The sequence below is a fragment of the Pedobacter sp. Bi27 genome, assembly GCF_918698255.1.
Taxonomy (GTDB): domain Bacteria; phylum Bacteroidota; class Bacteroidia; order Sphingobacteriales; family Sphingobacteriaceae; genus Pedobacter.
Genome location: NZ_CAKKMW010000007.1, coordinates 81,813 through 94,675, shown reverse-complemented (window position 1 = coordinate 94,675; position 12,863 = coordinate 81,813). Strand labels below are relative to the sequence as shown.

General features: G+C 38.8%; 8 protein-coding genes and 1 tRNA gene. 7 read left to right on the top strand and 2 right to left on the bottom strand.

Annotated elements, in window-relative coordinates; genetic code table 11:
- Window positions 1–6 precede the first annotated feature (6 nt).
- The 5 genes from LQ227_RS21230 to LQ227_RS21210 all read left to right on the top strand — a co-directional run bounded on the left by LQ227_RS21230 (window position 7) and on the right by LQ227_RS21210 (window position 7,068).
- A complete protein-coding gene (locus tag LQ227_RS21230; protein ID WP_230146094.1) occupies window positions 7–1,596 on the top strand; it encodes a RagB/SusD family nutrient uptake outer membrane protein in 1,590 nt (529 codons plus the stop codon).
- A 15-nt stretch (window positions 1,597–1,611) separates the two neighbouring features.
- On the top strand, window positions 1,612–2,679 hold the full coding sequence (locus tag LQ227_RS21225) for a phosphatidylinositol-specific phospholipase C1-like protein (RefSeq protein ID WP_230150944.1): 1,068 nt from the start codon (window positions 1,612–1,614) through the stop codon (window positions 2,677–2,679).
- Between the two features lie 3 nt (window positions 2,680–2,682).
- Complete coding sequence (locus LQ227_RS21220; RefSeq protein ID WP_230150942.1) at window positions 2,683–4,086, top strand: alkaline phosphatase; 1,404 nt, start codon at window positions 2,683–2,685, stop codon at window positions 4,084–4,086.
- 74 nt (window positions 4,087–4,160) lie between these two features.
- A complete protein-coding gene (locus LQ227_RS21215) occupies window positions 4,161–5,333 on the top strand; it encodes a CehA/McbA family metallohydrolase (protein WP_230150940.1) in 1,173 nt (390 codons plus the stop codon).
- 301 nt (window positions 5,334–5,634) lie between these two features.
- A complete protein-coding gene (locus LQ227_RS21210; RefSeq protein ID WP_230146098.1) occupies window positions 5,635–7,068 on the top strand; it encodes a S41 family peptidase in 1,434 nt (477 codons plus the stop codon).
- 844 nt (window positions 7,069–7,912) lie between these two features.
- Here LQ227_RS21210 and LQ227_RS21205 read toward each other — a convergent pair.
- Both LQ227_RS21205 and LQ227_RS21200 read right to left on the bottom strand, forming a co-directional pair.
- Window positions 7,913–8,113 carry a hypothetical protein gene (locus LQ227_RS21205; RefSeq protein ID WP_230146099.1) on the bottom strand — a complete coding sequence of 67 codons (201 nt, stop codon included), beginning with the start codon at window positions 8,111–8,113 and terminating at the stop codon, window positions 7,913–7,915.
- Window positions 8,114–8,139: 26 nt separating this feature from the next.
- Window positions 8,140–8,213 (bottom strand) — tRNA-Ile (locus LQ227_RS21200).
- A 226-nt stretch (window positions 8,214–8,439) separates the two neighbouring features.
- On the opposite strand from LQ227_RS21200, the gene LQ227_RS21195 reads away from it, so the two are divergent.
- Both LQ227_RS21195 and LQ227_RS21190 read left to right on the top strand, forming a co-directional pair.
- Window positions 8,440–10,533, top strand: a complete 2,094-nt coding sequence (locus LQ227_RS21195; protein WP_230150924.1) for an HRDC domain-containing protein — start codon at window positions 8,440–8,442, stop codon at window positions 10,531–10,533.
- Between the two features lie 76 nt (window positions 10,534–10,609).
- A complete protein-coding gene (locus LQ227_RS21190; protein ID WP_230150922.1) occupies window positions 10,610–11,878 on the top strand; it encodes an Hsp70 family protein in 1,269 nt (422 codons plus the stop codon).
- Window positions 11,879–12,863 lie beyond the last annotated feature (985 nt).

Here is a 12,863-nt window from a genome sequence, read left to right as displayed (position 1 = left end):
ATAAAAATGAAAAAGATTATAATCCTATTTAATATCCTTGCTTGCCTGATGGTATTAGAATCGTGCAGTAAGCTAGATGTCGATGTTGAATCGCAATATGTTAAAGATAATTTTCCTTTTACCAATTCAGATTATGCGGCACTTTATGGCACCATGTATTCTAACCTTTCTTCCCAGTATGGCGTTCCATATTGGAGAATGCAAGAGCTTTCTACAGACGCCGCAATTATTCCGGCACGTGATGGAAACTTTGATGATGGCGGTCAATACCGACAGCTCCATTACCATACCTGGACGATTGATCACCCGAATGTGAGAGATATCTGGCAGTGGGGATTTGGCGGAATCAATAACTGCAACCGCTTAATCAACCTAACTAGTGAATCTTCAGTTTCTGCTACAGTAAAAAGCAGCAGTTTAGCAGAAGTAAAAGCAATGAGGGCCTTATACTATTACTTTATGATGGATTTATATGGTAATGTACCGATTATCGATACTTTCCCGGTAAGTACGCTGCCTGGAAACCAAACCAGAGATAAAGTATTTGAATTTATTGAGAAAGAACTTTTAGCCGTTATTCCGCAATTACCAATAAAAGATAATAATAACCGTGTATTGGTTTATGGCCGACCAACCCAGGCAATGGCTTATGCTTTATTAGAAAAAATGTACCTTAATGCTGAAGTCTATACTGGCAAACCGAGATATGCAGATGCCGTAATTATGGCTGATAATATTCTAAAAAACACCAACTACGCTTTGGATAACAAATATTCAGATATTTTTGATGTAAACAACGGTCCTTTGATTAATGAAACTATATTCGCTATTCCTTACGACCAGCAGATTCCGGGTAACCAGATGACAAGATTTGGTTTCTACCCTGCTTTAGCGGCAGCTTATGGAATTAACGTAGGTTTCAGTATTGCAATGAGCACTACTCCCGAATATTATAATCGTTTTAATTTAAACAATGATATCCGAAACAGTTTCTGGTTAATTGGCAAACAATATGCGCCAGATGCTAATCGTAAGCCTGATCTAACTAAACCTGTTTTTGTTGCAGGAACAACTACACAAATAGAAATTACGCCAGATTTAATCTTGAAACCAGGCAAGCCAATGGACTTAGGTAATACCGTTGCAGATCAGGCTAAAGGTGTTCGATCGGTGAAGTACTGGCCTGATGTAAATGCAATTCAGGCGACACGTTTAAATGGCAACGATATGCCCCTACTCCGTTTGGCAGATGTAATGCTCATGAAAGCAGAAGCGATATTAAGAGGAGCAACTGCTACTACTGTTAATGGCGAGCTGCAAACTCCATTGGTGCTTTTAAATAAAATAAGAAGCCGTGCAGGTGCAGAATTGGCAAGTTCCGCAACATTAACGAATTTATTAGATGAAAGAGCCCGTGAATTTAGCTGGGAAGCTTGGAGAAGAAATGACTTAATCCGTTTCGGACAATTTGAAACTGAATATCCGTTACCAAACGATGTACTTTTCATGAATAAGGATATAACCAGAAGAATTTATCCTATTCCAGCAAACGAGTTGAAGCTTAATACAAACCTGAAACAAAACCCTGGGTATTAACAATCAAAAAGGTGTATGAGAATCATCAGTTGCATTAGTCTATTGCTGGTATTGCCAGCAATAGCGTTTATTACGGTTCACGAAGATCCAACCATCAATCAGATTCAGGTAATTGGTTCGCACAACAGTTATAAGCAAGCCATCGATCCGGCATTATTTACGATGTTTAAGAAAACGGATTCGATATCTGCGAGTAAGATTGATTATGAGCACATTTCTATTCCCGAACAATTAAATATGGGATTAAGAAACCTGGAGATTGATGTTTATGCTGATTCTGCTGGTGGTCGTTATGCGCATCCAAAAGGTTTAGATTGGGCGAAAGATCAACCTGCTTTTGATGCTTCCGGAGAAATGAGAAAACCTGGTTTTAAGGTTTTACACATCCCCGAACTCGATTTTAGAAGTTCTACACCAACTTTTGTCGAAGCTTTAAAAGTGTTGCGTACCTGGTCAGAAGCACATGCAGATCATACACCGGTTTTTATTACACTTGAGGCTAAAGATGATTCGATAAAAAAACCTGGATTTACGTCACCGGAATTATTTACGCCAAAGGTTTTTGATGAATTGGATAAAGTGATTTTAGAGCATTTAGGTAAAGAACATATCATTCTTCCTGATTTAGTAAGAGGTAAATATAGTTCGCTTGAAGGTGCTGTACTTCATCAGAACTGGCCAAAATTGAGCCAGGCGAAAGGCAAATTTATTTTTGTACTGGATGCTACCGGCAAAAAAAGAGAAACTTATATTCTAAATCATCCATCACTAAAAGGCCGTGTAATGTTTACGAATTCAGATCCCGGCACACCTGAGGCTGCTTTTATGATTAGAAATAACCCGAAAGACAAACAGATTTCTGAAATGGTAAAAAAAGGTTACATCGTTAGAACACGGGGCGATAACGATACGCAACAGGCCCGTAAAAACGATAAGGGTGATTTTAATGCGGCTTGTAATTCTGGCGCACAGGTTATCACAACAGATTATTATTTAAAAAGTACACACTTTAATTCCGATTACGCTGTCAGCTTTGCTGGTGGCAAATATTACAGAGCTAATCCCTTATTTAAAAGTAAATAGAATATGAATAGAAGGTCATTGTTAAAAGGTGGATTGTTAGCAGGTTTAACTATTCCATTTACAGGTGTAAGTGATGTTATCGCTAAACCTATTGGCGGTTCAAAGAAAGCTAAAAACATCATTATGATGGTAAGTGATGGCATGAGTATAGGAACGCTGAATATGGCTGATATCTATTCCAATCGCATATTTGACAAAAGCAGTAAGTGGCTGGGGCTTTATAGAGATAACAAGGCTGTTAGGGCATTAATGGATACGGCTTCCGCAAGTTCTTTGGTTACCGATTCTGCCGCGGCAAGTTCATCTTGGGGTGGTGGTATGCGGGTTCGAAACGGTTCACTTAATGTAGGCATGAAAGGCGAAAAACCACAACCGATCCTTCAGAAATTTAAAGAAAAAGGTAAAAAGGTAGGTTGTGTAACCACTGTTCCCATAACACATGCAACACCTGCTGGTTTTTGTATAAACATAGATAACCGTGGGGGGCAGGATATTATTGCAGAGCTCTACCTGGGCTTAAAATTTGATGTGATGATGGGTGGCGGACAAAAGTATTTTGGAGAAAAACGTGCCGGAGGAAACCTGATTCCTAAATATTTAACCCAAGGTTATAAAGTAGCTGAAAATAGAGACGAAATGCTGGCTTTGAATAATTATAAGCCCGTTTTAGGTTTATTTGCCGAAGATGGATTGCCTTATGAAGTAGACAGAAAGTACGATAAAAACCTAATGAAATCTACCCCATCATTAGCAGAAATGACGATGAAGGCTATCGATTTGATGAAAGATAATAAAGACGGGTTTGCTTTGCAGGTAGAAGGTGGAAAAGTAGATTGGGCCGCACATTCTAATGATGTAAGTGGATTAATATTCGACCAGCTTGCTTTTGATGAAGCGGTTGGTAAGGTTATTGAATTTGCAGGAAAGGATGGAGAAACGCTGGTTATCATCACTACTGATCACGGGAATTCAAATCCTGGTTTATTTTATGCTGATGAAGCTGATAAAAAATTTGAAAGTTTACAGAATTTCAAGCATAGCAACACCTGGTTGTTGGCGCAATTGAACCAATCCTTTAGCGAACAGAAAATAATTGATCTGATAAAAGAAAACCAAGGTTTCGAAATGAAATCTGAAGATGTAAAATCCTTATTAGTGCATTTCAAGGATATTGTTCCTGGTCAGCTTTACAACGAATCGAACCTGCCATTTTACGAGTATGGTAAAATTTTGGGCAAATATACCGATGTACAATGGGCCGGAATGAACCATACCGGTGACTACGTGGAACTAACTATGTTTGGCCCGGGTTCGGAAAATTTGAAGCCTTTCGTTAAAAACTACGAGCTGCATAACTTTATGCTCAAGGCAGCAGAAATGCCTGAAGCGTTTTTAGTAAAAGCTTAATCTTAATTACAGGGCAAATAAATAATCAGGCACCTGCATTGCAGGTGCTTTTTAATTCTATTTTAAATTAGGTTATGACTATTCAATTAAAATATTTTCGTTTTTCATTTTGCCTCATTTTAATGCTCAATGCAGGCTATCTCCAGGCACAGGAAACTATTAATCCTCCGGCAATCATAAATAAAAATGGTGTTTGGCTAAAAGGCGACTTACATGTGCACTCACGGCATAGTACAGAATCATCGAATAATTCGATAGCAAAAATCATTAATTTTTCTAAATCTGTTAAAATGGATTATGTGTGCATTACAGATCACGATAATCATGTAGACGGTGATGTGGAACACCATACCTGGGCAGATCCAGAATTTAAATCAGACTCGCTTCTATTGTTATATGGTGCAGAATGGACTACAACCAGAGGGCATGGAAATGTATTTTCTGATAAACCATATCATCATAAACACTTATTTGATGTTCGAGACGAACGTGATGTTAATATTGGTAAAGTGAAGAAATCTCTTAATATTCACTTATCGGCAAACCATCCAAGCGGAAAAGACAATTTTGGTTTTTCTTATGATCTGGTTCAATCGATTGAAGTTTGGAATTCGTCAGTTTGGTCAAAAAATGCAAATGCAATTATGATCTGGGATGATATGCTTTCATCAGGAAGGATGATGACGGGAAGAGGAGGAAGTGATACACATCACGGCGTACCTACAGGAGCTGAAAAACCAAGTGCAAACACCTATCAAGCTGAATATAATTATGTTGGTACGCCAACAACCTGGGTTTTTGCAAAGGAAAAAAGTTTAACGGCAATTGTTGATGCGCTAACTCATGGAAAGGTTTCTGTGAGTTCAAATCCTTTTGCACCAAGAGTAGAATTTTATGCAGATGCAAATGAAGATGGGAAATTTGAGATGATGATGGGCGACAATGCCATTTCGAAAGGTAAACCTGTAAAATTTTTGGTTCAGTTAATTGGTAATACTTTGCCTGATGTAGATTACACTATTACCATCATTAAAAATGGAAAGAAATTGAATACTTACCATGCTAAAGGCGAAATACCAACGGTTCAATTTGAAGATACACCAGAAACAAAAGGGAGAAGCTATTATCGGGTAACTGTTGAGGGCATAAATACACCGTATCCACAGGTACCAAAATCTATGGCTTTAAGTGAAAATATGGTTGCTTTATCAAATCCGATTTATTTTAACTTCGATCCAAAATTTTAGATTTCTTTAAAATTATTAAAAAGACTATTTAAAGTCTGTCAAAAGCATGGATGCATTAAACGTTAAACATGCAATTATATTAAGTCAATTGAAGAATCTGCTAATCAAAACATAAGGATTCTTCAAGGTAACATTTACCTCAACACAATAATAGCTGTCTGGCCAAGTCCAACCTTACATTATAATATACTGCCCTGCCAATCATAAATTTGCTGCAATTTTGATTATGCTATTAAATCGGGAGCCATACTATCAAAAAACTGAGAACTTTAATATATTAGTGTTCAATCAAATTACTGTGATGAAAAGACTATGTATCCTCCTTATTACCGCTATTTTTCCCTTTTTCCTTATAGCACAACAGATACCATGTAACTGCCTGCAGAATTTAAATGAGGCAATTGTTAAAACTGAGCTCAACTATGCCGGATTTCCACAAAAAGTATATGCTAAGACAAAACCGGCCTATGAAAATCTGGTAACCAGTCTCCGCGCAAAGGCAGAGAATGAAAGCAATCCTAAAAACTGCTATTATCTTATTAAAGATTATGTTCGTTTTTTTGCAGACAAACATTTTTCATTGACATACCTCAACAAAGATGATTACGAAAAAGAGACCATAACTATAGACGAATCTTATTTTAAAACACTGAAACCAGGTATTGGCACTGAAGGCATTTGGATAAACGCAGACAGTTCAATTAAGCTGGGCATAAAAAAATTCCCGGGCAATGAATACAAGGCTATTGTACTTAGTGCAAAAGATAGCATGCTCCATAAGGGGCTTGTCTATTTCACACTAAAACCGCATCAAAAAGGCTATCTCCTAAACCAGTATAATGTATTTAACAGTATAGATTTTTATGCCCAGCAAAGAGGTGGCCTGCTACAACTGTGGAATTTTTCACTTTTTGGAAGGGTTTTTCCGAATGAAATGACTGCCAAAGAAAAAAAGGAGTTAGGTACATGGAAAAACAGCAACAATGGACTCGATTATTATCAATTGGACAAGGAAACCAGCTATATCAAAATTCCGACCTTCTTTAATAACGACAGTAAAATCGAGAAATTAGTTGCAGCCCATGATAAAACCATCAGGAATAGTAAGTACCTGATCATAGATCTGCGTGGGAACGGAGGGGGCAATTCCGGTTGGAACTTTCTCTTACCCTACGTGATGACCAACCCCATCAAACAGGACAGCCCTTTACTTCGGATTTCCCAGGACAATGTCCGGCTCAAAAGATCAGAGCTTGAGTATTTCGTCAAAAATCCAGTACCTGTAGATCTAAAAAAATACTATCCGGATCAATATGTGGCTAAGCTCAAAAAAATCTACGAAGAACTCCCATCTGCCAAAAGCACGTTTTATCAGATCCCCGGATTGACGATCCCTCTTGATTCTGTTCTTGGCAGTCCTGCTAAAGTTGCACTAATTACTGATGAACTTTGCGGTAGCTCTACAGAATACTTTTTTCATTTAATGAAACAGAGCAAAAAGACAACACGATATGGTAGGAATAGTGTAGGCATGATGGATTACGAAGGGCCAACATCACAAACGCCACTTCCGTGCAAAATGCTGATACTTATGATGCCAGTATCGAAATCGAGCTGGACCGATAAAAAGCCAATTGATGCAACAGGATTCCGTCCAGATGTTAAGCTCAACATATCAGCCGATCAGTGGGTTGAATACATTATCAAAGACCTCAAAAAGGAAAAACTGAATTAAGATGAATAACCCTTTTCCGCAATTCCTTTAGGGAGTAAGCTTTATACGAATTTTTTCGCAAGTAACCCCGTCTTTCCTGAAGTCGTGTGATCAATTTTAATACGGCATCGATAAAAAAATCATTTCAACCCGGATACATCTTTTAAAATTCTGTTTTTTTAGATACTTAATTAAAAAAAAGAGGCTATCTCAAAAAAAGGGTAGCCTCTTTGGTTGGGTGTTACTCAGCCATTTACTCCCGATTACACTACCTACTTTGCCCGAAAATGCGTCATTTGCGCCTTTTGAATACATTGCCATAATTTTTGTTTTTTATTGAAAGAATGTTTCTATAAAAGGATTTCTGTTTATACCGGTATATTTTAAATCCATGCTCAAACCTAGCGGTTTAGCTGCATTGCCATGTCATTTTGAGCTAAAATGAGCTAAATTGAGCTAATTTAGACCGTTATTGAGCTAAAATGGACCGTTACTGTTTGGGCGGCGGTGCAAAAGCCAAGGCATTATGGCAGCCCAATATCATTAAGTTGAACCATTCGGCACAAAAAATAATTTAACCACAGATAGAAAAGAATGCACACAGATATAAAAATCTGTGTTTATCTGTGCGCATTTGTGGTTAAAAACGCTTAAATAATGACATTGGGTGGCGGCCTGCTTAAGGGCAGCATAACCGTAAGCGGTGGTGCCATTCTGCGAAAGCAGGCGCTGGCTTTACCTTTTAGGTAAAGAAAAGGTAAAGCCGGGGTAACCCTGGGGTTAACTTGGGGTTAACCTGGTAGCAACAAAGGGTACAGAACAGGTATAGCAGGGGTAGTCAAATACGGCCATTTCGCCGGCTTTTTTAGTAGGCAGTCAGTAAATCTTTCAGGTAAAAACGATCGCCACCAGGTAGTTTTACAGATTTGACTGTGCCGTCTTTTACCTTACGTTTGTAACTGGAATTGGTTAGATTTTGAAACTGCAGCAGTTTGCTACTATTACAGAAAACAGCCTTTAAACCACCTATAGCATATTTTTTTTGAGCAACAAAAAACCCCTTCAAGTCATCCTTAAAGGGGTTTAAAGCAGTGGGCCCACCTGGGCTCGAACCAGGGACCAAAAGATTATGAGTCTTCTACTCTAACCAGCTGAGCTATAGGCCCGGAAAAAAGGTTATCCTTTTTTGCGAGTGCAATGTTACAAATTTGAATTGAATTTTCGAAAATGTTTTCGGCATTTTTTCATAAAAAGAAAGAATATAAACTCATTTTCAAGTGCTTAATTTTACTTTTCATTTTACGGGCAGTCTTTTCTAACTAAAAATTGTGGATAAAACGCCGATTAATCTATCCTCAAATCCATTTCGAATAGGTTAATTTTGTAATTGATATGAATACGCCCGACCCGGACAACCAACTTCTTTTAGATTTTTTAGCCACCACCAACCAGCCTGTTTTTTTAACAGGTAAAGCTGGAACGGGCAAAACTACGCTGCTACGCAAGATTAGAGATACCACCAAAAAGAATTTTGCCATTGTTGCACCTACTGCTGTGGCCGCAATAAATGCTGGTGGCGTAACACTTCACTCCTTTTTTCAGATTCCTTTCGGTCCTTTGGTTCCTGTTGTTGATGAAAATGCGGAAACGAATTTCAAATATTCAGACGAAAAAACAAGGTTATTACGCTGCCTTGATTTATTGATTATTGATGAGATAAGTATGGTAAGGGTTGATTTAATTGATTTTATCGACCGTACTTTAAAACGTGTTAAAGGCTCTAACCGTCCCTTTGGTGGTGTTCAGGTGTTAATGATCGGCGATCTTTACCAGCTCTCTCCTATTTTTCACGATGCCTGGCATATCCTGGGCAGTTATTATTCCAGCCCCTACTTTTTCGATAGCCTGATTTTCAGGTCTACGCCAATGCTTACCTTTACCTTAGATAAAGTTTATCGCCAATCAGACCCCATATTTCTGGATATTTTGAACGGCATGCGCGAAAACAGTCTTGATGTTGGCTTACTAGCGAAGCTGAATGAGCGTTACGATCCATCTTTAGATCAGGAATGGAAAGATGATTACATTACTTTAACCACACACAACCAGCTGGTTAACGAAATCAACCAGGGCTGTTTAGAAAAATTACCAGGAGAAATTTTCGAATTTAATGCGGAGGTAAGCGGCGATTTTCCGAAGGATGCCTACCCTACCGATGAAAAACTCCAGTTAAAACTCGGGGCGCAGGTTATCTTTATTAAAAATGATTCTTCGGGCAAAAAGCAGTTTTACAATGGAAAAGCGGCAAAAATAACGGCTATTAGTCAAGATTCGATAAAAGTAACCTTCACCAATGGTGGCAGGGAAATCGAAGTAGAAAAAGAAATCTGGCAAAATGTTAAATATAGCCTGAGTGACGAAGAAAATAAAATCGACGAAACCAGCACTGGATCATTCTCGCAATACCCGTTTAAATTAGCCTGGGCCATTACCGTACATAAAAGCCAGGGATTAACCTTTGATCAGGCGATAGTTGATGTAAGCACCGCATTTACCCACGGACAGGCCTACGTAGCACTCAGTCGCTGCAGAAGTTTGGAAGGGCTTATCTTAAAATCACCTGTGGTTGCCGAAAACATCATTACCGATGCCAAGGTAATCAGTTTCACAAAGGCCGCTCACCAGGATAAACCTACGCCAGAGCTGCTGGCACGTTATACGCAGCGATACGCCTGGGGATTGATCCATGAATTGCTGGATTTTTCACTGGTTGCCAAAGACTGGGAGAAACTCGGGCGTTCCAAACTGATCGACAAGGACGAGAAAAATGCCTTTTTATCAATTTACGAACAAGGCTGCCAGATCCTTCAGCACGAAATCTTTAAAGTGGCCAGGAATTTTATCGCAAAAGAATTTTCTAAAATAAGTACCGATGAAAATCCGGCAAATGAAAGTGCTTTTATGGAACGTTTGCAGAAGGCATCTGATTATTTCGTTCCAAAACTTGAACAGCTCATTACCTTAATGGCAAGAATTGTAGCCATCAATTTTTATAATGATACCCACTCTGACAAACTCCTTACGGTATTAAACGACTGTAAAGATGCACTCCAGATAAAACTGGCTTTATTTAAAATTTCGTGGAATCCATTTTCGATCAAAGATTATATCGATACTTTACATGCGGCAGGCAATAAACAGCCAGAGAAAAAACCAGTTAAATCGAGCATCAAGCCGAAAGAGGTTTCCAATCCACAGGTTTATAAAAATCTGGTCGAATGGCGCAAAACAATCGCGCTGCAACGGGGTACTCAAGATTATGCGGTACTTTCAGACTTAGCACTACTTTCCATTGCCGAAAAAATGCCCAGAACTACCGATCAACTGGCAGCACTTAAAAGCGTAGGAATTGGCAATGCAAAAGAACTTGGCCAGCAAATTACACGCATTGTAAACGCCCATTTGGGTACAAGTGAGTTATTTTAAAAAAGTTTAGTTCAATAGCTCTTTTTTTAATACTTTCGCAACCCCATTTTAGTCGCCAAACACAGCATACCAAGCCATGAGTAAGTTTTTATACGGAATCGATTTTGGAACAACCAATTCGGCACTTTCTATTTATGATGAAGAAAAGAAAGAAATTGTAGATACGATTTCTATCCCCTCATTAATCTATTTTACAGAAGTAAAAAGCGTTATTGATGGTGAAAGTCATATTGTTGGCGAAAAAGCAATCGACGCTTACCTGAACGATGGTATGAAAGGCCGTTTTATCAAATCCATTAAACAGATCCTTTCGAGAACTACTTTTACTGAAACCCGCATTCACAATAAACGATATACAGCTTCCGATCTGGTTACACTCATTCTTAAAGACCTGAAAGAAAAAGCCGATCTGATTACGGGCGATGATTGCCACAAAGCCATTATCGGCCGGCCAGTTTTCTTTGATGATGATAATACGATGAAAGATACCCTGGCGCAGACCAGGTTAAAAAAAGCTGCCGAAAGCGCGGGTTTTACTGATGTGCGTTTTCAATTCGAACCTATTGGGGCCGCCTTTGCCTACGAAAAAACAATTAAGAAAAAAGAACGTGTTTTAGTGGCCGATTTAGGTGGGGGTACAACAGATTTCACCTACCTGATTCTCGATCCGGATAAAGTTGGCAGCAAAGACCGTAAAAACGATATGATTGCCTCTGGTGGTATCTACATTGGTGGCGATAGTCTGGATTCTGCTTTTATGTGGGATAAAGGCACTCCTTACTTTGGAAAAAACACGATGTATGAGGCTACACCCGGCAAAATTTTAAATGTGCCGAAATCGCTTTTTGCCAATATCTGCACCTGGGATAAAATGAACTTTTTTAACGGTTTAAAAATCCAGAAAGAGATTGAGGAATATTATTATTACTCAGGCAACGATCCGAAATTTAAAAACCTGATCACCTTGATCGAAAATAACCTCGGTTATTCTTTGTTCAGATCGATTGAGAAAACGAAAATCGAACTTTCCGACCAGCCTGTTTCTACCTTTGCCTATAACAATATGGAAATTGAGATTGATGAAAATATTTCACTCGAACAGTATAATTCGATTATCGAAAAAGACATCAACAAAATCGATGCTTATCTGGATCAGTTTATGGAAACATACAAAATCAAGCCAGAAGACATTGACTGCTTGTTTTTAACCGGAGGAACATCGATGGTTTCGGCCGTACAAAACTTGTTTAAAACCAAATTCCCGCACATTCCATTAAACTCTGGCGATAATTTCAAAAGTGTGGCTAAAGGATTGGCGTATAGCGGTTATTTATTTGAAAATTAGCATTTTGTCATTCTGAATGTAATGAAGAATCTGCAGCAGCCAAGTTCAAATTTGCTACCGACTGGTTTTTAACCACAGAGGGCACAAAGAATAAAGCGCAGAGAGAACAGAGCTGGGTGCCAATTTTCGCTTTGTTTATCTGAATTAATTTTATTACACTTTGGTCTTTATCTTAACAGATCAAAACCTATAAACCTAAATGACTTTATTTTATGCTAACGCTCGTTTCTAACGAGCGTTGAATAGTCAATCGTTTACAACGATTAAATTGTTTAGCCCATAGCCCTTCATTTTTAAGGTTTCCACTCCCCCTTGTTCCTAAACCAGATTGGAGCGAACATACCGATTCTTCATCGGTATAAAGCGTAAAGCGGGGCTGACAGCCGCTAAGAACCACAAGTCATTCATTTCCCAATTCCAAAACCTAATAAAGAGTTTTCTATTTCGGTCGGTGAGACACCAACCGATAGCATAAAAGGATTGGCGTATAGCGGTTATTTATTTGAGGATTAAAGATAAATCTGCAACATAGCAGCACTGTCTGCATAGGTCATAGGCCGAGGAGAAGAATGCTGATTTGGATTTGGAGCGCAGGATCTGTGCAAACCACCCAGTTCCTTCCCGTTTTCCGCTTTTACGCTTCGCTACCTCGTTGCTGCAGGGTAACGCTTCAACCGGGGCTAATGGGCCAAAACAGTATTTCATTTTTAGGGTTGCAGGATGCACAAACCCTTGTTCCTAAACCAGATTGGAGCGAACATACCGATTCTTCATCGGTATAAAGCGTAAAGCGGGGCTGACAGCCGCCAAGAACCACCAGTCATTCATTTCCCAATTCCAAAACCTAATAAAGGGTTTTCTATTTCGGTCGGTGAGACACCAACCGATAGCATAAAAGGATTGGCGTATAGCGGTTATTTATTTGAGGATTAAAGATAAATCTGCAATATAGCAGCACTGTCTGCATAGGTCATAGGCCGAGGAG